We start from the raw sequence: 24,757 nt of genomic DNA, 5'->3' as shown, positions 1-24,757 counted from the left end.
TATTGTTGAGGTGATTGAATGAGTTTAGGCCCGATGGGGATGAACACTGGTTTTGATATCAATAATGTAGTTAGTACTATTGTTAATGCAGAGCGGATACCTAAGCAGCAAAGCATCGACAACAAACGCTATGATATTGATACCAGTATTAGTGCCTATGGGCGACTTAGAGAGTCGCTGGATACGATGAAAAATCTCATGGCGAATTTTCGCCAAGAGAAAGCGTTCGCTGTGCGAAGAGTTGACACTTCGGACGATAACGTATTATCCGCCACGGCAAATACAGAAGCCATGGCGGGTAAGTATGCGGTTGATGTATTGCAGCTTGCTCAAAGCCATAAAATTGCATCGGAGGTTATGCCGAGTGATGTTAAGTTTGGCCCGGGCAAGCTGCAAATTTCTTTAGGTTCGAAAAAATTTACGGTTGATGTCGCTGAAAATGCTCAATTAAGTGATGTTGTCCGTGGCATAAACAGCCAGAAAAATAACCCCGGTGTACGCGCTTCCATCATTAATGATATGGAAGGCCCTCGACTCATTGTTGCTTCCAACCTTTCTGGTGAGAAAAATCGTCTTTCTATACGAGCCGATTCTGAGGCTGGAGATGCGCTGAAACGTTTAGAATATAAGACACTAGAAGATCGCGTTAAAGATTTAGAAGCGGCTCGGGCACAGGCTCAGCAGTTGATTGCTCCTTTGACACCAGAGCAACAAGAGATGGCGGCCAAAGTGGCCGATAAAATAGGGGGCGCCGCTCGTGAATTGGATGAAGAAATCGCTGCGCAAGCGGCACAGGTCGCCGAAGCTTCCGAGGATTTATCCGGTTCAGAAATAAAAGCGCTTGAAGAGGCTAACCGCTATCTTAAACCTGAGGAGCGCATTCCCGGTTGGACGGAAACCGCGTCGGGAACGTTGTTAGATTCTTATTCTGAACCTAAGCCTGAACTTGATGATAAAGCGTTAGCTAAAGCGCCGGATGTTCCGGGATGGACGAACACCGCATCTGGCACGTTAACCGATTCTTATGTTACGCCAAAAGAAGCCCAAGCGAAATTAGATGCAAAACTCGCTAGCGAGCAAGCGGCTATTGATGAGGCGGTAAAAAGCGGCAAGATGACGCCGGAAGAAGCAAAATTGGCTCAGCGTGAAAAGCTTTCGGATGAAGAGCGTGAAGCGCTTGAAACCATGGAAAAAGTACAAGCTGAGTTGAAAGCGGCCCAACAATCTTTTGATGAGTACCAAGGTATGATTCAAGTACAAGCTGGGCAAGATTCTCGAATATTACTGGATGGTATTGCTACGCTATCTAGTGATAACAATGTCATTGAAAATGCGATTGAAGGGGTTAATTTAACCTTAAAAGGAAAAACGGAACCTAACCAGCGTCCTGCGGAAATTGGTATTGAGTATGATAGGGAGAGTGTTCGAGAAGATATTGAACAGTTTGTCGCCTCCTACAATCAGTTTTATCGGATAAGCAAAGAGCTCGCCAGTGTGGATCCCAATACTGGTCGAGCGGGGCCATTAGCTGGGGATAGCATTGTTCGCAGTGCAGACTCTAGGCTAAAATCGGTCTTTTCTTCGCCTATTGAGCAGGCACCAGAGAATTTAAAAAGCCTGACTGAGTTTGGTATTACCACCACTCGTCAAGGGACGTTAGAAATCAACTATGGTATGCTTAATCGTCAGTTGAACACGAACTTTACACAATTAGGTGAATTTTTTGGTGGAAATCAAGGGTTTGCTAAGCGTGTAGAAGATGCTATTCAAGGGTTAACCGGCGCAACTGGATCCATTCGTACTCGAGAGAACAGTTTATCGGAACAAACTCGTCGTTTATCTAAAGATCAAGATGCTTTAGATCGTCGTATGGATGGTTTAGAAAAACGGACACATGCCAAATTTTCAGCGATGCAAGATGCAACAGGGAAAATGCAGTCCCAACTAGCTGGCATGATGAATGCTTTAGGTTAGTAATATGCAAATGACCCTTCAAGTTTTATGTGATATCAACCATCAAATCAAAGAAAAGTTGATGGTTGATGAGATAAATACTGAAGAAATTATTGTGTTGGTCGATAAAAGAGAAACCCTGCTAGGGGAACTGCTGAGTTATATTGCAAGTAACCCACAGTTTGCGCAATCTGCCGAATGGCAGAGTGCCATTTTAGAGACACAACACCTTGTTGAACTGATGCAGAGAAAGACACAATCGATAGGGCAGGCGCTTCATAAATATCGATACGGCAATAAATCCGTTCAGCAATACAAAAAGTTTTTATAAGAGGAAGACTATGCGTGGTTCTTTACAGGCGTACAAAAAAGTATCAGTGGATAGCCAGCTCACGGCAGCCTCACCACATAAAATTGTGCAGATGCTGATGGCAGGTGCAATTGAGCGCTTGATTCAAGGCAAGGCCGCCATGCAGCAAGGTAACATCCCTGTAAAAGGTGAACGTTTGGGTAAAGCGTTAGATATTATCATTAGCTTGCGCAGCAGTTTATCGATGAAAGAGGGCGGTGAAATTGCACAGAATTTAGATATGCTTTATGAGTTTATGATCACTCAAATTTCTACGGCTAACCACAAAAATGACCCACAACCTATTGATGATGTTATCGATATCATCCGGGAGATCAAGTCAGCTTGGGATCAAATCCCAGCGGAATATCACAATTTAACCGCTTCAGAAATCGGGATGTAGGATTTATCCTAATCTTTTAACCGGTATCACACCTGATAATTGCTTGGTTGCCTTATTTTTTTAATTAAATAGAATAGAAGCCACTAACTAGCCAAGTGGCTTTTTTGTTGCTGATTTCACACGTTGTTTATCCTTGCTTTGGCTGCTTAGCGCTGTATTTAGCCAAGAGAGTGATTCTCAAAGGTGTTCACACAACAATCTCAGAATTAAGGCAAATATTCTCACCTATGCAAGGTTTAGCAAAACTACTTGTCATTGAAGACGACGTTTCTGTTCGTCAAAGTTTCAGCACAATCCTAGAATTCGTGGGGGAGCAGTGTGAAGTCATTGACTCTTCACAAATTGATCGTATTGATTGGTCTGGCCCTTGGGCTGGATGTATTCTGGGTTCAGTTGATGCTCCTTGTTTGCCTGAAACGCTAAAAAATACGCTTTTTCATGCGAACCACATTCCTTTACTTGTCGCAAACAAACACTTTTTTTCTTTTGAATCTTTCCCACAGTTTGTCGGCGAATTAGAGTTTCCCCTTAACTATCCTCAACTAAGTGAAGCATTGCGTCATTGTAAAGAGTTTTTAGGTCGTAAAGGTATTCAATTACACTCTTCTTCACGTAATAACACCCTGTTTCGTAGCTTGGTTGGACAGAGTCTTGGCATTCAAGAAGTTCGTCATTTAATTGAGCAAGTCGCCAGTACCGAAGCCAATGTTCTTATCTTAGGAGAATCGGGAACCGGGAAAGAAGTCGTTGCTCGTAACATTCATTATCACTCTCCTCGTCGTCGAGGGCCTTTTGTTCCTATTAACTGCGGCGCTATTCCAGCGGAATTGCTGGAAAGTGAATTGTTTGGCCATGAGAAAGGGGCTTTTACCGGAGCGATTACCGCCCGTAAAGGACGGTTTGAGTTGGCGGAAGGTGGGACACTGTTTTTAGATGAAATTGGTGATATGCCTACCAATATGCAAGTGAAACTCTTGCGTGTGCTTCAAGAACGTTGCTTTGAACGAGTGGGGGGCAACACCACCATTAAAGTCGATGTTCGAATTATTGCCGCGACTCACCGAGATCTCGATAATATGATCAGTGAACAGCGTTTTCGGGAAGATTTATACTATCGTCTCAATGTTTTTCCTATTGAAATGCCAGCGCTGAAAGATCGCAAAGAAGACATTCCTTTGTTGTTGCAAGAATTAATGACCAGAATGGAATCCGAAGGGGCATCTCCCATTTGTTTTACTCCTAGATCCATCAACTCCTTAATGGAACATGATTGGCCTGGAAATGTGCGTGAATTAGCGAATCTTGTCGAGCGGATGGTCATTCTTTATCCTAATAGTTTAGTGGATGTGAACCATCTTCCCACTAAATATCGCTATAGTGATATTCCGGAGTTTCAACCTGAGCTGAGCCGTTTTAGCTCAGTGGAAGAGCAAGAACGAGATGTCTTGGCGAATGTTTTTTCCGAGGATTTCAATTTTGAACAAGGGGATGAATTTTCGCTAAATGGGCATTTAGATACACCACAGGCGCTGCCTCCAGAGGGCATTAATTTGAAAGAGCTCTTAGCTGATTTAGAGGTCAATTTGATTAATCAAGCGTTGGATGCTCAAAGTGGGATTGTGGCTCGAGCGGCGGATATGCTGGGAATGCGCCGCACCACATTGGTTGAAAAAATGCGGAAATACAATATGCAGCGGTAGTCATTTTTCCGTGAGTCAATTTATTGACCCTGCTGTAATTGTCTGAAATAAAAGAATAATAGCCTGGCGTGCAATTTGCATGTTAGGCTATTGTTGTTTTTTAAGGTCAAAGATTAGCGATGGATAACTCAATGCAAAAGCAACATTCGCATTTGGACTCGTTGGAAGATCAAGTTGAGCGTTATAAACAAGTGTTGGATGTGATGCCCGCAGGCGTTATCTTACTCGATACTCAGGGAATCGTGCGTGAAGCCAACCCAGAAGCTCAACGACTTTTGCAAATCCCCTTACTGGGCGAAAAATGGTATACGGTGATTCAAATCGCATTTGCGCCTCGTGAAGATGATGGGCATGAAATATCATTGCGTAATGGACGAAAAGTTCGTTTAGCCATCTCAGCATCAACCACAGGGCAGTTGATTTTGATCACCGACTTAACGGAAACTCGTTTACTACAATCTCGTATTAGTGATTTACAACGATTATCTTCGCTTGGTCGTATGGTGGCTTCTTTAGCTCATCAGGTTCGAACTCCCTTATCTAGCGCTATGTTATATGCGGCGAACTTGTCTGCGCCTAATTTGCCTCTTTCGACGCGAGAGCGATTTCAAAATAAACTGCTTGATCGACTGCATGATCTAGAAAAACAAGTCAATGATATGCTGCTGTTTGCTAAAGGTGGAGATAATAAAGTTATCCAACCTTTTTCTATTGCCGATTTAGTGGCTGAGTTTTCACCCATGGTGGAAACAGCATTGAAAAATAATCAGATAGATTATGACTTGCAAGTTGAGCAAGAAGAGACAAGGTTATTGGGGAATGCTAATGCGGTCGCGTCTGCAATCAGTAACTTGGTCATGAATGCGATTCAAATTGTGGGTAAACATGCACAAATTGATGTGTTTTTTCGTCCTGTGAATGGTGAATTAAAAATTTCAGTACAGGATAATGGCCCCGGTGTACCGGAAGAATTGCAGCATAAAATTATGGAGCCCTTTTTTACCACTCGTTCTCAAGGAACGGGATTAGGGCTTGCTGTCGTGCAAATGGTTTGCCGTGCGCACGATGGCCGATTAGAGTTGATGTCACAGTCAGGGGAAGGGGCATGCTTTACCATGTGTCTTCCTCTTGAACGTCAATCCCAACCCTCTCAACCAGATAGTGGAGAATGATCATGGCGCAAAATAAAGTCTTAGTCGTTGAAGATGACGAGGGTCTACGTGAAGCGTTGGTGGATACGTTGGCGCTAGCGGGGTATGAGTGGCTCGAAGCGGATTGCGCTGAAGATGCATTGGTTAAGCTAAAAAGTAACCCTGTCGATATTGTTGTCTCTGATGTTCAAATGGCGGGGATGGGCGGGTTAGCCTTACTGCGCAATATCAAGCAACATTGGCCTAATTTGCCTGTTTTGTTAATGACCGCTTATGCCAATATCGAAGATGCGGTTGCAGCCATGAAAGATGGTGCGATTGATTATATGGCTAAACCTTTTGCGCCAGAAGTATTGCTGAACATGGTCAGTCGCTATGCACCAGTCAAATCTGATGATAATGGCGATGCGGTGGTCGCTGATGAGAAGAGCCTCAAACTACTGGCCTTAGCGGAAAAAGTCGCAAAAACCGATGCGAATGTCATGATTTTAGGTCCGAGCGGTTCTGGTAAAGAGATCATGTCGCGTTACATCCATAACGCCTCCCCGCGTAAAGAGGGCCCCTTTATTGCCATTAACTGTGCAGCGATCCCTGACAACATGTTAGAAGCAACCCTCTTTGGTTATGAAAAAGGGGCGTTTACCGGGGCGGTACAAGCGTGTCCTGGTAAGTTTGAGCAGGCACAAGGTGGCACGATTTTGCTCGATGAAATCAGTGAAATGGATTTAAGTTTGCAAGCAAAATTGTTGCGTGTGTTGCAAGAGCGAGAAGTGGAACGCTTGGGGAGTCGTAAAAGTATCAAGCTTGATGTTCGAGTTCTTGCAACCAGTAACCGTGACTTAAAAGCCTATGTGCAAGAAAATAAATTCAGAGAAGATTTGTATTATCGGCTCAATGTTTTTCCCATTACTTGGCCTGCACTTTGTGAGCGGAAAAAGGATATCGCCCCCTTAGCTAACCATTTGGTTGAGCGGCATTGTAAGAAGCTGGGGTTACCTGTTCCTAGTATTTCAATGGCCGCCATTACCAAGTTGCAGAGTTATCCATGGCCTGGCAATGTGCGAGAACTAGACAATGTGATTCAACGGGCATTAATCTTAAGTGAGCAGGCAGACATTGATCAGCAGCATATTTTACTCGAAGGATTGGATTGGCAAGATGCTTCAGGTTTACAGACCCTTGTTGAAGAAGGGGAAGAGCGAGCCTGTCCTGACATTAAACCTCTAACAGAAGTGGGTTCAGAGCCCAAAAGTTACCCTAGTACTACGGGATTAGGGGATGAACTTCGAGATCAAGAGTTTTCTATTATCATGGAAACTTTGGTGGAGTGTCATGGACGTCGCAAAGAAATGGCTGAGAAGCTAGGCATTAGTCCACGAACATTACGGTATAAGTTAGCAAAAATGCGGGATGCGGGTATTGATATTCCGGGATAAGAACAGAAGTTGGTAAGGTTTCAAGTGGCATATTAATTGCTGCACTATTAAATTATTCTATCAGAGTCAAAGAATTGGCACCCGAGGTCACAATGAAATTAGATAGCTTACACAGCGAAATGCAGGCCATGATGGTAGAAGCGGGTAACCGTAATCCTACTGTGACAGGACAAAAAATTGGCGCTGATTTTGGTAATATGCTGACTCAGGCTATCAATAATGTGAATGGGTTACAAAAAACCTCCAGCGATTTACAAACTCGTTTTGATCGAGGGGATGAGGGCATTTCATTATCAGATGTGATGATCGCTCGTAATAAATCTAGTGTTGCATTTGAAGCAACGATTCAAGTACGCAATAAACTTGTTGAAGCGTATAAAGAACTCATGAATATGCCAGTATAACCACATAAGGTATGAATTGTGGCTGAAGATAAACAAACAACCGACTTGGCACTCGCTTCTGGTGGAGAGCATGCTTTATCCACGAGTGTTGATCTTGATGGTGGCGTGCAAAATCCAGATTTAGAAGAAAAAAGTTCTTCTAAATTAGATTTTGCCATGGGCGATCTTGACCTGTTACGACAAATTGTTCTGGTGCTATCGATCTCTATCTGCGTGGCTTTAATCGTTATGCTGTTTTTCTGGGTGAAAGAACCTGAAATGCGCCCTCTTGGGGCTTATGATATGGAAGAACTCATCCCAATTCTGGATCATCTCGATCAACAAAAACAAAACTATCGTCTAGATGGTAATACCATTTTAGTACCAAGTAGCGATTACAACAGTATTAAACTCAATATGGCTCGGATTGGGTTGAATCAGTCACGTAATGCCGGTGATGACATCCTGTTGCAAGATATGGGATTTGGTGTCTCTCAGCGTCTGGAACAAGAACGCTTAAAGCTGAGTCGTGAACGTCAATTAGCGAAAGCTATTGAAGAAATGCGACAAGTCAATAAAGCCCGTGTTTTATTAGCGTTACCAAAACAAAGTGTGTTTGTTCGTCATAACCAAGAAGCGTCAGCCTCTGTTTTTCTGACTTTACGTACCGGGACGAATCTTAAACAAGAAGAAGTCGATTCTGTGGTTGATATGGTGGCGAGTGCGGTTCCAGGGATGAAACCGACTCGCGTGACCGTGACGGATCAACACGGGCGTTTGCTCAGTTCCGGTTCACAAGACCCGATTTCTTCTGCTCGACGTAAAGAACAAGAGCTTGAACGTCGTCAAGAAGAGAATTTGCGCAGCAAAATCGACTCCGTACTGATCCCTATTTTAGGGTTGGGTAACTATACGGCTCAGGTGGATATTGAACTCGATTTCAGTGCGATTGAACAAACTCGTAAAGTCTTTGACCCTAATACTCCTTCTACCCGCAGTGAATATACCTTAGAAGATTATAATAATGGCAATGTGGTTGCTGGTATTCCTGGTGCCTTGAGTAATCAACCTCCTGCTGATGCGTCGATTCCGCAAGATGTTGCTCAAATGAAAGACGGCTCTTTACTTGGTCAAGGTTCTGTTCATCGTGAAGCAACGCGTAACTTTGAATTAGATACCACCATCAGCCATGAAAGACGGCAAACGGGAGTGGTTAATCGACAAACGGTGGCGGTTGCTGTCAGAAACCGACCCGTGGTAAACCCTGAAAATGGGCAGATCACTTACCAACCTTTAACGGAAGGGGAGCTAAGCGCTATTCGCCAATTATTGATTGGTACGGTTGGTTTTAATGAAAATCGTGGTGATCTATTAAATGTATTAAGCATGCAGTTTGCTGAACCAGAGTTTGAGCAATTGGCCGATATTCCTATTTGGGAAAATCCACACTTCAACGATTGGGTTCGTTGGTTGGCGAGTGCATTAGTGATTATTGTTATTGTGCTAGTGCTGGTTCGCCCTGCAATGAAGAAACTGCTTAATCCTACGGCTGATGATGATGAACAGCTCTATGGACCTGATGGGCTTCCGATTGGGGTTGATGGCGAAACCAGCTTGATTGGCAGTGATATCGAAGGGGGTGAGTTGTTCGAGTTCGGATCCGGTATTGATTTGCCTAATTTACATAAAGACGAGGATGTACTGAAAGCGGTACGTGCTCTGGTCGCTAACGAGCCAGAATTAGCGGCTCAAGTTGTGAAGAATTGGATGCAAAATGCCTAATGAAATTATGAATAAAGATACTGAAAACGGTATCGATATTGCCAATATTCCTGGGGAAGAACGTGCGGCTATCTTATTGCTGAGCCTCAATGAAGAAGATGCGGCTGGGATCATTCGCTATTTAGAGCCAAAGCAAGTTCAGCGAGTGGGAAGCGCGATGGCGAAAGCGAAAGACTTGAGCCAAGAAAAAGTGACGGCGGTTCACCGCGCATTTTTGGAAGATATCCAAAAATACACCAATATTGGTATGGGGAGCGAAGACTTTATGCGTAATGCATTGATTGCTGCCTTAGGTGAAGATAAAGCGAACAACTTGGTTGATCAAATTCTACTAGGAACCGGCTCGAAAGGGTTGGATTCATTGAAATGGATGGACCCAAGACAAGTGGCTAGCATTATTGTTAATGAACACCCTCAAATACAGACCATCGTATTGTCTTATCTTGAACCCGATCAGTCTGCTGAGATCCTTGCCCAGTTTTCTGAGCGAGATCGTCTCGATCTTATGATGCGTATCGCTAACCTTGAAGAAGTTCAACCTTCAGCCTTGGCGGAATTGAATGAAATCATGGAGAAACAGTTTGCAGGTCAAGCTGGTGCGCAAGCCGCGAAAATTGGTGGCCTGAAAGCCGCTGCGGATATTATGAACTATCTGGATAACAACATTGAAGGTCCGCTTATGGATCAGATGCGCGAGCAAGATGAAGACCTCGCTACTCAGATTGAAGATCTTATGTTTGTCTTTGAAAACTTGGTGGAAGTTGACGATCAAGGTATTCAGAAATTACTACGTGATGTTCCACAAGATGTATTGCAAAAAGCACTCAAAGGGGCTGATGAAACCTTACGTGATAAAATCTTTAAAAACATGTCGAAACGTGCAGCTGAATTGATGAAGGACGATTTGGAAGCCATGCCTCCGATTAAAGTCTCCGATGTTGAAGCTGCGCAAAAAGAAATTCTGGCCATTGCTCGGCGAATGGCAGACAACGGGGATCTCATGTTGTCTGGCGGGGCTGATGAGTTTTTATAATAAACAAGGCCTGCTGACTCAGCAGGCCTTGTTTATCGTCGAATGAGGTGTCTCATGACTGGAGAGAGAAAACGTGGTTTTATCCGTTTAGGTTCTGATGCCACCATAGAACCGCCGAAAAAATGGGGGCTGCCCGATTATGCGAATGGACAGAATAAAACCGCCAAAGAGACCGCATTAAATTATGATCCTGCTTGGGTCCCGAATTTTGATGAAGAGGAAGCGGACTTACCACATACACTCAGTGATGAAGAGATTGAACTGATTAAACAGGCCGCTTATCAAGAAGGAGTAGAACAGGGGCAAGCCGAAGGATATCAGCAAGGTTTTGAGCAAGGTAAGCAAGCGGGTTTTGATGCGGGTCACCAAGAAGGGATTCAGACAGGGGAAGCCGAAGGATTAGCGGCCGGTCAATCACAGATCCAGCAACAAGTTGAACATTTCTTAAACTTAGCGAACCAATTTGCACAGCCGCTGGAGCTAATGAATGCTCAGGTAGAAAAACAGTTGGTTGATATGGTGTTGGCACTCGTAAAAGAAGTGGTGCGAGTGGAAGTTCAAATGAACCCCCAAGTGATTTTAGATACCGTTAAAGAGTCGGTTGAAGCTTTACCCGTTGCCGGCCATACCATTCATGTCAAACTTCACCCCGAAGATTGTGAAATCATCAAACAAGCTTATGGTGAAAAAGAGCTTGAACTTCGTCAATGGACATTGGACAGTGAACCCGCCCTTAATCGAGGGGATGTGCAGATAGAAGCGGGTGAATCAAGCGTGAACTACCGTATGGAAGAGCGTATTCGTAGTGTACTGCAACGTTTTTGTGGCACAAATCGTCATCATCAAGGGCAAGACTAATGCAAGCGCTGGCAGACCGATTAGCACAGTATAAGACTCAGGGATTAACGAGCCGGCCTGTTGCTTCAGGTAAGTTAATTCGGGTGGTTGGATTAACCTTAGAAGCCACAGGGTGTCGAGCGCCTATTGGGAGTTTGTGCTTAGTGGAAACCATGTCTGGTGAAATGGAAGCGGAGGTTGTGGGCTTTTCTGGTGATCGCTTGTTTTTAATGCCCAGTGAGCAGATTAATGGCGTATTACCTGGTGCCAAAGTCACCCCATTAACAGAAGAAGCAGGCCTTGCGGTGGGGATGGAATTATTGGGTCGAGTCATTGATGGAGTCGGGAACCCCTTAGATGGGCTTGGCCCTATTTATACCGATCAATATGCCACCTTCAATGCTCAGCCCATTAACCCTCTATCACGCAAGCCGATCACTGAACCCCTAGATGTGGGAATTAAAGCCATTAATGGCTTATTGACGGTTGGAAAAGGTCAACGTATTGGTCTGTTTGCGGGTTCAGGGGTCGGTAAGTCGGTCACCTTGGGGATGATGACACGCGGAACCACAGCTCAAGTAGTGGTGGTGGGATTGATTGGTGAGCGTGGCCGAGAAGTGAAAGAGTTTATCGAAGAGATACTGGGTATCGATGGCCGTCAACGTTCGGTTGTGGTTGCCGCTCCTGCGGATGCCTCCCCATTAATGCGTTTGAAAGGTTGTCAGACAGCATTGGCGATTGCTGAATACTTTCGTGATCAAGGGTTGGATGTTTTACTGTTGATGGACTCATTAACCCGTTTTGCACAAGCTCAGCGAGAAATCGCGTTATCGGTGGGAGAACCACCAGCCACGAAAGGTTATCCACCGTCGGTTTTTGCAAAGTTACCCGCGTTAGTGGAGAGAGCGGGTAATGGTGGTCCAGATCAAGGTTCTATCACCGCTTTCTTTACCGTATTAACGGAAGGGGATGATCTCCAAGACCCTATTGCCGATGCTTCTCGTGCGATTCTTGATGGGCATATTGTGCTTTCTCGGGAGATGGCTGATGCGGGGCACTATCCTGCCATTGATGTTGAGAAGTCGGTCAGCCGTGTGATGCCACAGATCACAACCGATGAGCATATGTTGATGTCAAAAGCCGTTCGGCAAATACTCTCCATTTGTCGAAAAAATCAAGATTTGGTCTCGATTGGGGCTTATAAACCGGGAACTGATAAAGCGATTGATAGTGCCTTTACCCTAAAACCACGATTAGATCATTACTTACAGCAAGAAATGAAAGAGTCCGTTCCTTATGAAATGTGTATTGGGATGTTGAAAAATGTCCTTAGCATGGAGTAAGGATAAAAAATGGATAACGCTTTAGAGTTTTTATTAGGACAAGCCAAAGAATCGGAAGATAAGGCGGTATTGGCACTAAGTAAAGCCAGAAATGAATTAGAAGGTTACTATCAGCAGTTGAAACAGATTGAACAGTATCGTTTGGAATACTGTCAGCAATTGGTTCAACGTGGCCAAGCGGGATTGACGGCTAGTCAATATGGCCATTTAAATCGCTTCCTAACGCAATTGGATGAAACTTTAGCAAAGCAACGTAGTGCTGAACAGCATTTCACTCAGCAAGTAGAAAATTGTCAACAGCATTGGATGAGTGTCCGCAAGCAGCGCCGTTCTTATGAGTGGCTGATTGAGAAAAAACGGAGTGAAAGGGAGCGTTTACAGGCTCGGCGGGAGCAAAAGCAAATGGATGAATTCTCGACACTCAGCTTTAATCGCCAACGTCTTCGTTCTAGTTCTCGTTAGTTTTTTCATCGCCTTGTTTTGGCTCATTTATTGCATAATTTAAAGTTCTAATCCTAGATGTCGTCAAGGCCAAGCAGAGCTTTTAGGTATTAAATACAATGCGAGCGGTGTGAATATGAATATCAATCCAATCTCTTCAGTTGATAGCAAGCCCATCTCCAGTGTGAGTGGCGCAACCAATGCTAACTCAAAAAATACCTCAAGAGAGGGCGAAACTGGAGAGGTGAGCGGGTTTTTAGATAAATTAACCGCACTTCTGTTTCATTCTCAATCAGAAACGGAGTCAGATAGCGCTGACTTGGCGGCTTTATCTGCGAAGTCAGAAGAGATTCCCACCGAGTTGCTTGATAGCCGTGATCTTGAGGCGGAGCCAGTGATGCCAGAGGCTCAAGATGGGGAGCCGATAGCTCATTCGAAGCATGTTGATATGGTGTCGCTCTCTACTTTGGACCATGAAGCGAATCAGGAACCTTCTATCACGACTGCACAAGTGATGAATCAGGGCGATGAATTGTTAGGTCGGTTGCAGCAAGCAAATCAAACGTTGTTAACGAATCCAAGCGGCAAGAATTTGCCCAAGGAAGAAAGTGCACTGATTGATGTTGCGGTTGTAGATAGACAAGATAACGCATCACTAGAGGATCCGGAATTTTCTACTTGGGATAACCTCGAAACCGCTTTCAATCAATCAGACTTAACTCATTCAAAGATTGAATTTTCTGATCAAGTTATTGACGAGTCAGGAGAGCCAGTGATTCAGTGGGTTGACGGACAATCGAACATTCGTACGCAAGATCAACACGCAGCATCACAAAATGAACAACCCCAGCCAGAAGAAGAGGGGGAGACAGTGTTGATGGCAGCCGGAGCGCAGACAGAACATGTAACCCCATTCACTCAAGGGGATGCACATGTTCGTCATGAACCGAGTAAGTCTGTTGGTCCAAATGGTCAGTCCTCATACGCTGCGATGGCGGGGGCATCTCAACCCATCACTAATCAGGCGAGTGTATCCGCGACGGTGACTGAAGCTCCTTTTACAACAGTACCATCGACTCCCGTGATGGACTCAAATGTATTAAAAGTGTCATTAAATGGCAGTGTACTTCTTGGAAAAGAGAAAGAGCCTCTCAACTCAGACGCGGGGAACGAGCATCTCTTGGCTCAGCAATTAGCCAGTGCGGCAGGGCAATCGACAACGGCGCAATCTGCGGGGCTGCGTAGTGAATCGGTATCCGTTCAAGGGCAACCATTACCTTTAGCGCTGAATAACGGCGCGGTGGCGGATGAAATGGCCGAACGAGTGCAGATGATGATGTCGAAAAACCTCAAGAACATTGATATTCGTCTTGATCCCCCAGAACTGGGTCGTTTACACATTAGAATGAACATACATAGTGATGGAACCAGTGTACAATTTACGGTTTCTAATGCTCAGGCACGTGATGTGTTAGAGCAGTCTATGCCTCGTTTAAGGGAGATGTTAGCTCAACAAGGTGTTCAGCTAGCGGATACTTCAGTACAGCAACAAAATGCTGGTCAGCAGCAACGCTACTCTGCAAATGACAGCGAATCTAGAGGTACTGGCGGCCGTGATCCTTTGGGGAGTGACGAAAATATTGAGTCTGACATCAAACTTGATTTGAATGTGACAACAAAGCGTGATGGAATCAGCTATTACGCTTAAACTAATAAGAAAATAACCGCATAGAGTAAGTTATGGCTACTGATGAGAATGCACCAAAAAGTAAAAAGAAACTGTTTATCATTGCCGGGGGCGTTTTTGTCTTACTATTGATTGCCGGGGGCGCTTTTTTCTTTATGGGGTCAGGGAGTTCTGAACCTAGAGACGCAGTAAGATCTCAGGAACGCGCCACTCTTGATCCTGTGTCTTATGTCAATATAGCTCAGCCTTTTGTTTTCAATGTCAGTGGAGAAAACCGTGGGCGAATGGTACAAGTGAAAGTACAGCTGATGGTTCGTGGTAGTAAAAATGAGAATTTAGCTCGTTATCACTCCCCCTTGGTGGAAAGTACACTGCTAGCAACCTTTGCCTCTGCAACGGTTGAGCAATTGAGAACGACATCTGGTCGAACGGAATTACGAGATAAAGCAACGGAAGATATCAAAGCCGCAATGATACAAGTAGTGGGGGAGCCTGTGATAGAACGAGTGCTCTTTACTGACTTTGTAATGCAATAGGTGAGTACGTGACTGATTTATTAAGTCAAGACGAAATTGATGCGCTGCTTCATGGCGTAGACAGTGTCGATGAAGGCGAAGATGAGTTAGATTCCGCTGATGCGGGGGCTGTCTCGTTTGATTTTTCATCACAAGATCGCATTGTTCGCGGTCGGATGCCGACTTTAGAGCTGATTAATGAACGTTTTGCTCGGCATATGCGCATTAGTTTATTTAATATGCTTCGCAAAACCGCAGAAGTTTCGATCAATGGCGTACAAATGATGAAGTTTGGTGAATACCAAAATACCTTGTATGTCCCCACCAGTTTAAACATGGTTCGTTTTCGCCCTCTTAAAGGTACCGCGCTTGTCACAATGGAAGCTCGGTTAGTCTTTATTTTGGTGGAGAACTTCTTTGGTGGCGATGGTCGTTATCATGCTCGAATTGAAGGGCGGGAATTTACGCCTACTGAACGCCGAGTCATTCAACTATTATTAAAAATCGTCTTTACTGACTATAAAGAAGCTTGGTCTCCGGTGATGGGGGTTGAGTTTGAGTATTTGGATTCTGAAGTGAACCCAAGTATGGCTAATATCGTCAGCCCAACCGAAGTGATTGTGGTCTGTTCATTTCATATTGAAGTGGATGGTGGTGGTGGCGATTTTCATATGGTCATGCCTTATTCGATGGTTGAACCGATCCGGGAACTGCTTGATGCAGGGGTTCAGTCGGATAAAATGGAAACCGATGTGCGTTGGAGTTCCGCACTTCGGGAAGAAATTATGGATGTCCCCATTAATTTTCGCGTTAACTTATTAGAACAAGATATTGCCCTACGCGATCTAATGGAATTACAAGCAGGTGATATTATCCCGATTAATATGCCTGAGCATGCGATAATGTTTGTGGAAGACTTGCCCACTTATCGAGTAAAAATGGGCCGATCCGGTGAAAAGCTGGCGGTACAAATTTCAGAAAAAATCCGCCGTCCAGATGTGGTAAAAACCGATCTTGCGTTCTTGGGCAAAGATATTATTGCCGAATTAGAGAACGATGAACTGGAAGATGACGAACAAGTACAAGATTAAAAAAATAGGTAGCGAAGATGTCAAAATCAGATGATCAAAAGCTGGCAGATGAGTGGGCTGCCGCTCTTGGAGAAGACCCTAACGCCCCTGAAATCGATGTTGATGAGGTATTAGCGGCTCCGTTGGATGAGTTAAGGGATACAGCGCCACCCATTACCGATGATGAACGTCGTAAACTCGATACCATTATGGATATTCCCGTGACCATCTCGATGGAAGTCGGACGCTCTAAAATCAGTATTCGTAACTTATTGCAATTAAACCAAGGTTCAGTGGTCGAGTTGGATCGTATTGCGGGCGAGTCATTAGATGTGATGGTTAATGGCACCTTGATTGCTCATGGAGAAGTTGTAGTGGTCAACGATAAGTTCGGTATTCGCCTGACGGATGTGATCAGCCAAACGGAACGAATTAAGAAACTGAGATAACTTATGAAAAAGCTCATAAGTTTATTGTTCGTCTCATTCCCTACTTGGGCGGCAGAGGCGGCTTCATTGGATATAGCGACCACCTTTGGGTCGCTTTTATTCGTTGTTGTGCTGATTTTATTTTTAGCTTGGTTACTCAAGCGTATGCGCGTGCCAAGCTTTGGTCAGCAAAAAGGCTTTCAGGTCATTCGCCAATTACCTATTGGCACAAAAGAACGATTACTGGTTGTTCAAGTGGGGAAAGAGCAGTTTTTGATTGGGGTCACCGCTCAATCGATTCAATTAATCTCGAAGTTGGATACGCCGCTCTCGCAAGATGTTAACGATGAAGGCTCATTCACTAATCAACTGACTCAGTTACTGAAAAAACATGATAAATAATCGCCGATATACTTTTTTCTCTATGCCATTATCTTGGGTGATAATGTTGGTTTGCTCAGTGATTTTTCTCTGGCCTTCTTTAGCGAGTGCGCAGCAAACGTTGGAGACACCCATTCCAGCCAACACCCTTGCAGATCGTGGGGTAACGGTGAGTGTTATGGAACAAGAGCAGGGAGCATCGAGATCCTTAGCACTCACAAGCCGTAGTGGAGGCGGTGGAATTCCTGCCTTTACCATGACAACGAATTCTGATGGTAGTGAAGATTATTCGGTCAACTTGCAAATTTTAGCCTTGATGACCATGCTTGGTTTTTTACCAGCCATGGTTATCTTGATGACCTCTTTTACTCGAATTGTGGTTGTCATGTCGATTTTGCGCCAAGCCATGGGCTTACAACAAACCCCATCGAATCAGGTTATTATTGGGATAGCGATATTTCTGACCTTCTTCATTATGTCCCCGGTACTGAATCAGATAAACGATCAAGCGATTCAGCCTTATCTTAATGAACAGATCTCTGCGCGTCAGGCTTTTGATTTAGCTCAAGACCCAATGAAAGCTTTTATGCTCAAGCAAACACGCATTAAAGATTTGGAAACATTCGTGCATATTGCTGGCTCAGATGTTCAAAGCCCTGAAGACGTTTCGATGGCTGTTTTAATACCTGCGTTTATTACTTCAGAACTCAAAACGGCTTTTCAAATTGGCTTTATGCTGTTCTTGCCTTTTTTAATTATTGATTTAGTTGTAGCGTCAGTTTTGATGGCTATGGGGATGATGATGCTCTCTCCTATGATTGTCTCATTGCCTTTTAAGTTGATGCTTTTTGTCTTAGTCGATGGTTGGAATCTCATTTTATCCACCTTGGCAGGCAGTTTTGCCTTGTAGCGGGAGAAGCCGATGACACCTGAACTGTTTGTTGAGCTGTTTCGTGAGTCGCTGTGGATGGTACTTATTATGGTGTGTGCCATCATAGTTCCTAGCTTACTGATTGGTTTAGTCGTGGCCATTTTTCAAGCCGCTACATCGATTAACGAACAAACTCTGAGTTTTTTGCCGCGTCTTATTGTGACACTTCTGGCGTTAATGATGTTTGCTCACTGGATGACACAGATGTTGATGGAATTTTTCTTAGCCATGGTTGAGCGTTTACCACAGGTTCTCTATTAGGAGTATTGATGGAATACCCGACGAGTGTGGTGCTGGATTTTATTGCTCACTATTTTTGGCCTTTTACCCGAATTTCGGCCATGTTAATGGTGATGTCTGTCACGGGGGCTCGGTTCGTTTCTCCCCGAATTCGTCTTTATCTCGCTTTAGCGATTACCTTCGCCGTCATGCCCGCTATTCCTGAAATTTCAGAGGAAGTCCCGCTTCTCTCTTTTCAAGGTTTTTTAACGACTTTAGAGCAGTTAATCATTGGTGTTGCTATGGGGATGGTGACACAATTTTTGATCCAATCTTTTGTTATTTTGGGGCAAATTCTCGGTATGCAAGCTAGTTTAGGCTTTGCATCGATGGTTGATCCGGCTAACGGTCAAAATACGCCTTTATTGGGTCAACTGTTTATGTTTCTGGCGACCATGTTTTTTTTGGCGACCGATGGTCATCTACAGATGATCCAATTAGTGGTGATGAGTTTTAAAAGTTTACCCATCGGCAGTGGCTCACTGACAAGTGTGGATTTTCGGGAGTTGGCACTGTGGCTTGGTATCATGTTTAAAGTGGCGTTGAATATGGCCTTGTCTGGCATTATCGCCCTGCTTACCGTAAACCTTTCTTTTGGGGTGATGACACGGGCAGCCCCTCAGCTGAACATTTTTTCACTTGGTTTTGCTTTTGCATTATTGGTCGGTTTATTGCTTTGTTGGTATATCGTAGGCGGTTTATTTACTCACTATGAACTCTTCTGGTCAGACGGTGAACAGCAACTTTGCCGCTTGATTCGCTTAAATTGTTAGGAGGCGACGATGGCAGATTCTGACGGACAAGAAAGGACCGAACAGGCCACCCCCCGACGGTTGCAACAGGCGAAAGAAAAAGGCCAAGTTGCGCGCTCAAAAGAGTTGGCCTCGGTTTCTGTATTAGTGGTAGGGGCGGTATCACTGATGTGGTTTGGTGATCGATTAGCGCGAGGCTTATATAGCATGATGGAGCGCTTATTTTCACTCAGCCGCGAAGAGATTTTTGATAGCAGTAAGTTGTTTGAAATTATTGCGGGAACCTTCGTGGGGTTATTGTTGCCATTAATGCTGATTTTGATCACGCTTTTTGTGGCCGCATTATTTGGAGCAGCAGGGGTTGGCGGTGTGAACTTTTCTGCGGAAGCGGCAATGCCTAAGTTTTCTAAACTCAACCCGTTGAGTGGTATTAAACGGATGTTTGGCCTACAAAGTTGGGTGGAATTGGTCAAATCGATTTTAAAAGTGCTGCTGGTGGCGGGGGTGGCCTTTTATTTAGTTGATGCCTCAAAGAGCGATCTCTTCCAGTTAAGTTTGGATGTGTTTCCTCAGAATTTATTCCACGCTTTAGATATTTTGCTGAACTTCGTTTTGCTCATTAGCTGCTCTTTATTGGTGGTTGTGGCGATTGATGTGCCTTTTCAGATTTGGCAACACGCTGAAAAGCTCAAAATGACCAAACAAGAAGTTAAAGATGAATATAAAGATACCGAAGGGAAACCTGAGGTGAAAGGACGGATTCGGATGCTGCAGAGGGAAGCGGCTCAGCGGCGTATGATGGCTGATATTCCTCAAGCAGACGTCATTATCACCAACCCAGAACACTTTTCTGTGGCTTTACGTTATAAGCAAGAGACTGACCGTGCACCCGTTGTGGTGGCGAAAGGTGGGGACTTTCTGGCGTTAAAGATTCGAGAAGTCGCTCGTGAGCACGATATCATGATTGTTCCAGCTCCTCCTCTCGCTCGTGCGCTTTATCATACAACGGAGTTAGAGCAAGAGATCCCTGATGGCCTGTTTATGGCGGTAGCACAAGTGCTCGCATATGTTTTTCAGCTTAAGCAATATCGGCGTAAAGGGGGAGAGCGTCCGGTGCTTAAAGAAGATAATCTGCCTATTCCACCGGATATGCGTTATTGATGAGACTGGGGCTATTTTTCTGGAATAGACAAGAGAATTAATAATGCCCCATTGCCACCAAACTCTAATGGTGCTTGGTGAAAAGCCAACACATCAGGGTGCTGAGCTAACCACAGTGGCACCTTTTGTTTAAGAATATGCTTACCTATACCATGTTGAACACAAGCACAGTGTACGTTTTCTTTTAGGCAGTAAGCTATCATTGCTCCCAGTTCCCGCTTGGCTTCGAGCTGAGTCATGCCATGCATATCAAGAAAAACATCGGGGACATATACGCCACGGCGCAACTTCTTGACTTCATACTTTGAAACGTCACTACGAGCGTAACGGGTTGGCCCTTCTTCACTCAGCATTGGTACAAATTCGTCAGAAAAGTAAAAATCGTTATCACTAGCTTCGCGTGAGGTTCGGCGGATTTCTTTTTGTTTGGGGTTTCTGTTTGGTAGCTGGACTATGGTATCCTGCGCAAACTTTTTTACGCCTTTTACTGCATCCTGAAACAGAGAAAAATCATCAGCATCGAGATCAGCGTTTGGATTGAAATCGGTGTGTTTTTTGTTCATGTTGGGTAAATAATCGGTTATGAATCGGAATTGGCAGTATTGTAGCGCTTTTCGGAGGCAATTTTGGATAAGATTTTTGTAGATGAAGCAGTTTCTGAACTGTATACGCTTCAAGATATGATTCGTTGGACGGTGAGTCGCTTCAACGCCGCGAAACTCTTTTATGGTCACGGAACTGATAACGCTTGGGATGAAGCGGTTCAACTTATTTTACCGACGCTCTACTTACCGATTGATGTGCCTCCTCATGTCCTGAGTTCACGCTTAACAGGCAGCGAACGTTTACGCGTGGTTGAGCGAGTGGTGAAACGCATTAATGATCGGACTCCAGTAGCGTATTTAACCCATAAAGCATGGTTTTGTGGGCTAGAGTTTTTTGTTGATGAGCGTGTATTGGTGCCTCGTTCTCCAATTGGCGAGATAATTCAAGCTGAATTTGCGCCTTGGTTAGTGGAAGAACCGACTCGAATTATGGATTTGTGTACCGGAAGTGGCTGCATTGCCATTGCTTGTGCTTATGCTTTTCCTGATGCAGAAGTCGATGCGATTGATATTTCGACGGATGCGCTACAAGTGGCTGAGCAAAATATTCAGGATCATGGTTTAGAGCAGCAAGTCTTCCCTATTCGTTCCGATCTGTTCCGAGATTTACCTCAAGAGCACTACAATATCATCGTGACTAATCCACCTTATGTGGATCAAGAAGATATGAATAGTTTACCTGAGGAGTTCAAGCATGAACCCGAGCTGGGATTAGCCGCTGGAACTGACGGGCTTAAATTGGTTCGCCGTATTTTAGCCAATGCTCCTCGTTACCTGACCGAACAAGGTATTTTGGTGTGTGAGGTTGGTAATTCGATGGTTCATTTGATGGAACAATACCCAGATATTCCATTTACTTGGCTGGAATTTGAAAATGGCGGGCATGGTGTCTTTTTATTAACCCGTGAGCAGTTAGTGGCGTGTGCGGATGAGTTTGCACTGTACCGCGATTGATCATTGAATCGCCATTAAGCGCCGGCTTCGTGCCGGCGCTTTGGTCTCCGCTAGAAATTAGTGCGCGATAGGGGCTTTACATCATTCGTTAATCAAGCGAGTATGATTCTACGAATAATAGTCATGAATGCGATGGGCGAAACCACACGCTCAACGTAAGCGAGTATGAGGAAACAATGGCAGGAAACAGTATCGGACAACATTTCCGAGTGACCACATTCGGAGAAAGTCACGGTATCGCACTAGGATGTATCGTTGATGGATGCCCTCCAGGTTTGGAAATTAGCGCCGCCGATCTACAAGTTGATTTAGATCGCCGCCGCCCTGGAACCTCGCGCTATACCACACAGCGACGTGAGCCGGATGAAGTGAAAATTTTGTCCGGAGTGTTTGAGGGAAAAACAACGGGCACTTCGATTGGTCTGTTAATTGAAAATACCGACCAACGCTCAAAAGACTACTCGGAAATTAAAGATAAATTCCGCCCCGGTCATGCCGATTATACTTATCACCAAAAGTATGGTTTGCGTGACTACCGAGGTGGTGGCCGCTCTTCTGCTCGGGAAACGGCGATGCGTGTTGCCGCTGGGGGAATTGCTAAGAAATATCTCAAACAAGAATTTGGTATTGAAATTCGAGCATATTTGTCGCAAATGGGGGATGTCTCGATAGAGAAAGTCGATTGGAATGAAATTGAGAACAATGCCTTTTTCTGCCCTGATGCTGATAAGGTGGATGCGTTTGATCAACTGATTCGTGAGTTGAAAAAAGAGGGTGACTCCATTGGGGCTAAAATTCAAGTGGTGGCGACTCAAGTTCCGGTTGGTTTGGGCGAACCCGTGTTTGACCGTTTAGACGCGGATATTGCACACGCTCTCATGAGTATCAATGCCGTAAAAGGGGTTGAAATTGGTGATGGTTTTGAGGTTGTACGTCAAAAAGGCAGCGAACACCGAGACCCACTTACTCCTCAAGGCTTTGCTAGCAATCATGCAGGGGGTATCTTAGGCGGTATTTCGTCTGGGCAAAACATAGTGGCAAACATTGCCCTAAAGCCGACCTCAAGCATTACCGTTCCTGGTGAAACCATTACCCGAGAGGGGGAGGCGACTCAGTTGATCACCAAAGGTCGTCATGATCCTTGCGTGGGTATTCGTGCGGTACCAATTGCTGAAGCGATGTTAGCGATTGTATTGATGGACCATTTACTGCGTCATCGAGGTCAGAACCACGGTGTCCATACGGAAACACCAATACTGTAAGGTTTTCCGTTTAGCAAAACCTCATATCTTGTATCGGATGTGAGGTTTTTTTGTTAGGAAAAGAGAATTAATGCAGCGGTTTATCGGTTTCAACCAAATGGAAAGAAGGTAAACGCCACTTAAATCGAACCGCAGCCATACGTAAAAGATAGCCGACGACTAAGGTGGTAATCGTATTGGTTATCTCACTGACCCCCAGCTCAAGTAATGTCAGATAGAGTCCTGATGCGACGAGTGTGACTGAAGCGTACAGTTCATCATGCAAAACCAAAGGGGTTTGGCGGCAGATTAAGTCTCGTAATAAGCCACCAAAGACGCCAGTGACTAATGCGGCCACCATGCAGATCATCACATGATGTCCCATACCTAGCGCGACTTTAGTACCAATGATGCTAAATACAATCAGCCCTAGTGCGTCTAAGCGAATAAATAACCCTTTTAGTTTAATGACCCAGCGATAAACCCCAGTGGTTAATACGCCAGCTAGGCAAGTAATTGCAAGGAATTCTGGGTTTTTTACCCAGCCTAATGGGTAGTGACCAAGTAAAATATCACGCACGGTGCCACCACCAATCGCGGTGGCACTGGCAACCAACATAACGCCAAACCAGTCCATTTTACGGCGACCCGCACTGAGTGCGCCAGTCATTGCTTCCGCCGTAATACCAATAATATACAGAACGCTCAATAACATGTTGGTACACCTTACCTATTCATCTGAAGCTTGAGAAAGCGAGAGTGTAAGAGGAATTTTTCAGGTTGGCGAATGAGTTTTTATATAGATGAAGTCACGGATAGATTACTTAAACTAATTATTAGACCGAATGGGTGGGCGTGAGTGAGTGTCATGTCAGAGAGTGTTGATTCATTTACAGGCCGATTGTCAGGGTAGCTCTTTACCCCGTGATAAAAAACCGAGAGAATGCCTTTCGTTAATGAGAGGGGAGAGGCAAGTACCCATGACACATCAATATCAGGATCTCATCACCATTTTTAACCAGACTTTTTTTACTGATTATCAGACCCAATTAGAATTAGGGGGTGAGGAGCCGATTTATTTACCTGCGAATGAGCAAACGCCTTATCACCGAATTATTTTTGCTCGGGGTTTCTATGCCTCGGCTTTGCATGAGATTGCACACTGGTGTGTTGCTGGGCCTCAACGACGGTTACTGGAAGATTTTGGCTATTGGTATGAGCCTGATGGGCGGTCGGCGGAAGTGCAGGCGGAGTTTGAACGCGTCGAAATTCGCCCTCAAGCTTATGAATGGATTTTTGCACAAAGTGCGGGTTTTCCATTTACCGTCAGTTGTGACAACCTAAATGGTGATATTGAGCCAGATCGATTAGCCTTTATGCATAAAGTGCATCAACAGGTGCTAGCACTGTTAAAACAAGGGTTACCCTTGCGAGTGAAACGGTTATCGGATGCCTTGCGCCAGCACTATGCTAGGCCACCTTTAAGCCCTGACCAATTTATAGTGAAATAATGAGTAAAAGATGATTATTGAATTTGAAGAAAAATGGCTGAATTTGATTGATACGCGTATTGAGTCCGCCTCTGATGATGAGCTGTTTGCTGGGGGGTATTTGCGCGGTCATATTTCACTCTCTGCTGCGGCTTGCGAAGAAGAGGGGATTGATGATTTGACTGAATTTAAAACGCGAATCGAACAGAGCTTAACGGCGGCACGTTCAGAGTTATCACCGGCGGATAGAGCGATTGTTATTGAACTTTGGCAACAACTGGTCGCGCAAGTTTAAAATTCCGTTGCAGTGAGCCATTGAAGAAAAAATAACGCAAGGGGAAGTGTCGATGATTGCGACTTGTTCAAAATATTTGAATAACCCCATTTGATTTTACGACTTGCGACTTGCGACTTGCATGATGGATGTTTATTCTAATTGTTATCTTAGGAAC

27 protein-coding genes are annotated in these 24,757 nt (G+C 44.6%); 25 read left to right on the top strand and 2 right to left on the bottom strand.

What is annotated here, in order from left to right:
- Positions 1-18: 18 nt before the first annotated feature.
- The 21 genes from fliD to flhB all read left to right on the top strand — a co-directional run bounded on the left by fliD (position 19) and on the right by flhB (position 20,015).
- A complete protein-coding gene (gene fliD / locus B5D54_RS04780; protein ID WP_078925351.1) occupies positions 19-1,974 on the top strand; it encodes a flagellar filament capping protein FliD in 1,956 nt (651 codons plus the stop codon).
- A 4-nt stretch (positions 1,975-1,978) separates the two neighbouring features.
- Positions 1,979-2,284, top strand: coding sequence for a flagellar protein FliT (locus B5D54_RS04775; RefSeq protein ID WP_078925350.1), 306 nt, complete (start codon positions 1,979-1,981; stop codon positions 2,282-2,284).
- Positions 2,285-2,294: 10 nt separating this feature from the next.
- Positions 2,295-2,705, top strand: a complete 411-nt coding sequence (gene fliS, locus B5D54_RS04770; protein ID WP_078925349.1) for a flagellar export chaperone FliS — start codon at positions 2,295-2,297, stop codon at positions 2,703-2,705.
- A gap of 227 nt (positions 2,706-2,932) precedes the next feature.
- Positions 2,933-4,405: a sigma-54 dependent transcriptional regulator gene (locus B5D54_RS04765; protein WP_078925348.1), complete on the top strand. Its 1,473-nt coding sequence runs from the start codon at positions 2,933-2,935 to the stop codon at positions 4,403-4,405.
- A gap of 119 nt (positions 4,406-4,524) precedes the next feature.
- Complete coding sequence (locus tag B5D54_RS04760; RefSeq protein ID WP_078925347.1) at positions 4,525-5,577, top strand: sensor histidine kinase; 1,053 nt, start codon at positions 4,525-4,527, stop codon at positions 5,575-5,577.
- Positions 5,578-5,579: 2 nt separating this feature from the next.
- Positions 5,580-6,992 (top strand): sigma-54-dependent transcriptional regulator, encoded by a 1,413-nt coding sequence (locus tag B5D54_RS04755; protein WP_078925346.1) that lies wholly within the window; start codon positions 5,580-5,582, stop codon positions 6,990-6,992.
- A gap of 92 nt (positions 6,993-7,084) precedes the next feature.
- Positions 7,085-7,396 (top strand): flagellar hook-basal body complex protein FliE, encoded by a 312-nt coding sequence (fliE, locus tag B5D54_RS04750; RefSeq protein ID WP_078925345.1) that lies wholly within the window; start codon positions 7,085-7,087, stop codon positions 7,394-7,396.
- 18 nt (positions 7,397-7,414) lie between these two features.
- On the top strand, positions 7,415-9,157 hold the full coding sequence (gene fliF / locus B5D54_RS04745) for a flagellar basal-body MS-ring/collar protein FliF (protein WP_078925344.1): 1,743 nt from the start codon (positions 7,415-7,417) through the stop codon (positions 9,155-9,157).
- On the top strand, positions 9,150-10,190 hold the full coding sequence (gene fliG, locus B5D54_RS04740) for a flagellar motor switch protein FliG (RefSeq protein WP_078925343.1): 1,041 nt from the start codon (positions 9,150-9,152) through the stop codon (positions 10,188-10,190). Before fliF ends, fliG begins: the two co-directional genes overlap by 8 nt.
- Positions 10,191-10,244: 54 nt before the next feature.
- Positions 10,245-11,048 carry a flagellar assembly protein FliH gene (gene fliH / locus B5D54_RS04735; protein WP_078925342.1) on the top strand — a complete coding sequence of 268 codons (804 nt, stop codon included), beginning with the start codon at positions 10,245-10,247 and terminating at the stop codon, positions 11,046-11,048.
- Entirely contained in the window at positions 11,048-12,370 is a 1,323-nt protein-coding gene (fliI, locus tag B5D54_RS04730; RefSeq protein ID WP_078925341.1) for a flagellar protein export ATPase FliI, read from the top strand. Before fliH ends, fliI begins: the two co-directional genes overlap by 1 nt.
- A 9-nt stretch (positions 12,371-12,379) precedes the next feature.
- Positions 12,380-12,832, top strand: a complete 453-nt coding sequence (gene fliJ / locus B5D54_RS04725; RefSeq protein WP_078925340.1) for a flagellar export protein FliJ — start codon at positions 12,380-12,382, stop codon at positions 12,830-12,832.
- A gap of 115 nt (positions 12,833-12,947) precedes the next feature.
- Positions 12,948-14,519, top strand: coding sequence for a flagellar hook-length control protein FliK (locus B5D54_RS04720; RefSeq protein WP_078925339.1), 1,572 nt, complete (start codon positions 12,948-12,950; stop codon positions 14,517-14,519).
- A 32-nt stretch (positions 14,520-14,551) separates the two neighbouring features.
- Complete coding sequence (fliL, locus tag B5D54_RS04715; RefSeq protein ID WP_078925338.1) at positions 14,552-15,034, top strand: flagellar basal body-associated protein FliL; 483 nt, start codon at positions 14,552-14,554, stop codon at positions 15,032-15,034.
- An 8-nt stretch (positions 15,035-15,042) separates the two neighbouring features.
- Complete coding sequence (gene fliM / locus B5D54_RS04710; protein ID WP_078925337.1) at positions 15,043-16,104, top strand: flagellar motor switch protein FliM; 1,062 nt, start codon at positions 15,043-15,045, stop codon at positions 16,102-16,104.
- A 17-nt stretch (positions 16,105-16,121) separates the two neighbouring features.
- Positions 16,122-16,532 carry a flagellar motor switch protein FliN gene (gene fliN, locus B5D54_RS04705; protein WP_078925336.1) on the top strand — a complete coding sequence of 137 codons (411 nt, stop codon included), beginning with the start codon at positions 16,122-16,124 and terminating at the stop codon, positions 16,530-16,532.
- Positions 16,533-16,535: 3 nt separating this feature from the next.
- Positions 16,536-16,913 (top strand): flagellar biosynthetic protein FliO, encoded by a 378-nt coding sequence (gene fliO, locus B5D54_RS04700; RefSeq protein WP_078925335.1) that lies wholly within the window; start codon positions 16,536-16,538, stop codon positions 16,911-16,913.
- A gap of 43 nt (positions 16,914-16,956) precedes the next feature.
- Entirely contained in the window at positions 16,957-17,802 is an 846-nt protein-coding gene (gene fliP / locus B5D54_RS04695) for a flagellar type III secretion system pore protein FliP (protein WP_115174049.1), read from the top strand.
- 12 nt (positions 17,803-17,814) lie between these two features.
- A complete protein-coding gene (gene fliQ, locus B5D54_RS04690) occupies positions 17,815-18,084 on the top strand; it encodes a flagellar biosynthesis protein FliQ (protein ID WP_078925333.1) in 270 nt (89 codons plus the stop codon).
- 8 nt (positions 18,085-18,092) lie between these two features.
- A complete protein-coding gene (gene fliR, locus B5D54_RS04685; protein ID WP_078925332.1) occupies positions 18,093-18,875 on the top strand; it encodes a flagellar biosynthetic protein FliR in 783 nt (260 codons plus the stop codon).
- Positions 18,876-18,884: 9 nt separating this feature from the next.
- Positions 18,885-20,015, top strand: coding sequence for a flagellar biosynthesis protein FlhB (gene flhB / locus B5D54_RS04680; RefSeq protein ID WP_078925331.1), 1,131 nt, complete (start codon positions 18,885-18,887; stop codon positions 20,013-20,015).
- A gap of 11 nt (positions 20,016-20,026) precedes the next feature.
- Here flhB and smrB read toward each other — a convergent pair whose 3' ends face one another.
- Entirely contained in the window at positions 20,027-20,578 is a 552-nt protein-coding gene (smrB, locus tag B5D54_RS04675) for an endonuclease SmrB (RefSeq protein WP_078925330.1), read from the bottom strand.
- Positions 20,579-20,641: 63 nt separating this feature from the next.
- Here smrB and prmB point away from each other — a divergent pair, with 63 nt between their 5' ends.
- Positions 20,642-21,574 (top strand): 50S ribosomal protein L3 N(5)-glutamine methyltransferase, encoded by a 933-nt coding sequence (gene prmB / locus B5D54_RS04670; RefSeq protein WP_078925329.1) that lies wholly within the window; start codon positions 20,642-20,644, stop codon positions 21,572-21,574.
- 176 nt (positions 21,575-21,750) lie between these two features.
- A complete protein-coding gene (gene aroC, locus B5D54_RS04665) occupies positions 21,751-22,836 on the top strand; it encodes a chorismate synthase (protein ID WP_078925328.1) in 1,086 nt (361 codons plus the stop codon).
- Positions 22,837-22,903: 67 nt separating this feature from the next.
- Here the strand turns inward: aroC and B5D54_RS04660 are convergent, their stop codons facing one another.
- Positions 22,904-23,530 carry a trimeric intracellular cation channel family protein gene (locus B5D54_RS04660; RefSeq protein WP_078925327.1) on the bottom strand — a complete coding sequence of 209 codons (627 nt, stop codon included), beginning with the start codon at positions 23,528-23,530 and terminating at the stop codon, positions 22,904-22,906.
- 265 nt (positions 23,531-23,795) lie between these two features.
- Here B5D54_RS04660 and B5D54_RS04655 point away from each other — a divergent pair, with 265 nt between their 5' ends.
- A complete protein-coding gene (locus B5D54_RS04655) occupies positions 23,796-24,326 on the top strand; it encodes an elongation factor P hydroxylase (RefSeq protein ID WP_078925322.1) in 531 nt (176 codons plus the stop codon).
- Positions 24,327-24,336: 10 nt separating this feature from the next.
- Positions 24,337-24,600: a YfcL family protein gene (locus B5D54_RS04650; protein ID WP_078925321.1), complete on the top strand. Its 264-nt coding sequence runs from the start codon at positions 24,337-24,339 to the stop codon at positions 24,598-24,600.
- Positions 24,601-24,757 lie beyond the last annotated feature (157 nt).

Source organism: Vibrio cincinnatiensis DSM 19608 (genome assembly GCF_900167345.1).
Taxonomy (GTDB): Bacteria; Pseudomonadota; Gammaproteobacteria; order Enterobacterales; family Vibrionaceae; genus Vibrio; species Vibrio cincinnatiensis.
Note: the sequence above shows the minus strand (reverse complement) of the source record. Positions and strands in the feature narration are given on the sequence as shown.

Coding starts and splice junctions, on each gene's coding strand:
- fliD (WP_078925351.1), top strand. CDS start 19: ATGAGTTTAGGCCCGATGGGGATGAACACTGGTTTTGATATCAATAAT.
- B5D54_RS04775 (WP_078925350.1), top strand. CDS start 1,979: ATGCAAATGACCCTTCAAGTTTTATGTGATATCAACCATCAAATCAAA.
- fliS (WP_078925349.1), top strand. CDS start 2,295: ATGCGTGGTTCTTTACAGGCGTACAAAAAAGTATCAGTGGATAGCCAG.
- B5D54_RS04765 (WP_078925348.1), top strand. CDS start 2,933: ATGCAAGGTTTAGCAAAACTACTTGTCATTGAAGACGACGTTTCTGTT.
- B5D54_RS04760 (WP_078925347.1), top strand. CDS start 4,525: ATGGATAACTCAATGCAAAAGCAACATTCGCATTTGGACTCGTTGGAA.
- B5D54_RS04755 (WP_078925346.1), top strand. CDS start 5,580: ATGGCGCAAAATAAAGTCTTAGTCGTTGAAGATGACGAGGGTCTACGT.
- fliE (WP_078925345.1), top strand. CDS start 7,085: ATGAAATTAGATAGCTTACACAGCGAAATGCAGGCCATGATGGTAGAA.
- fliG (WP_078925343.1), top strand. CDS start 9,150: ATGCCTAATGAAATTATGAATAAAGATACTGAAAACGGTATCGATATT.
- fliH (WP_078925342.1), top strand. CDS start 10,245: ATGACTGGAGAGAGAAAACGTGGTTTTATCCGTTTAGGTTCTGATGCC.
- fliI (WP_078925341.1), top strand. CDS start 11,048: ATGCAAGCGCTGGCAGACCGATTAGCACAGTATAAGACTCAGGGATTA.
- fliJ (WP_078925340.1), top strand. CDS start 12,380: ATGGATAACGCTTTAGAGTTTTTATTAGGACAAGCCAAAGAATCGGAA.
- B5D54_RS04720 (WP_078925339.1), top strand. CDS start 12,948: ATGAATATCAATCCAATCTCTTCAGTTGATAGCAAGCCCATCTCCAGT.
- fliL (WP_078925338.1), top strand. CDS start 14,552: ATGGCTACTGATGAGAATGCACCAAAAAGTAAAAAGAAACTGTTTATC.
- fliN (WP_078925336.1), top strand. CDS start 16,122: ATGTCAAAATCAGATGATCAAAAGCTGGCAGATGAGTGGGCTGCCGCT.
- fliO (WP_078925335.1), top strand. CDS start 16,536: ATGAAAAAGCTCATAAGTTTATTGTTCGTCTCATTCCCTACTTGGGCG.
- fliP (WP_115174049.1), top strand. CDS start 16,957: ATGTTGGTTTGCTCAGTGATTTTTCTCTGGCCTTCTTTAGCGAGTGCG.
- fliQ (WP_078925333.1), top strand. CDS start 17,815: ATGACACCTGAACTGTTTGTTGAGCTGTTTCGTGAGTCGCTGTGGATG.
- fliR (WP_078925332.1), top strand. CDS start 18,093: ATGGAATACCCGACGAGTGTGGTGCTGGATTTTATTGCTCACTATTTT.
- flhB (WP_078925331.1), top strand. CDS start 18,885: ATGGCAGATTCTGACGGACAAGAAAGGACCGAACAGGCCACCCCCCGA.
- smrB (WP_078925330.1), bottom strand. CDS start 20,578: ATGAACAAAAAACACACCGATTTCAATCCAAACGCTGATCTCGATGCT.
- aroC (WP_078925328.1), top strand. CDS start 21,751: ATGGCAGGAAACAGTATCGGACAACATTTCCGAGTGACCACATTCGGA.
- B5D54_RS04660 (WP_078925327.1), bottom strand. CDS start 23,530: ATGTTATTGAGCGTTCTGTATATTATTGGTATTACGGCGGAAGCAATG.
- B5D54_RS04655 (WP_078925322.1), top strand. CDS start 23,796: ATGACACATCAATATCAGGATCTCATCACCATTTTTAACCAGACTTTT.
- B5D54_RS04650 (WP_078925321.1), top strand. CDS start 24,337: ATGATTATTGAATTTGAAGAAAAATGGCTGAATTTGATTGATACGCGT.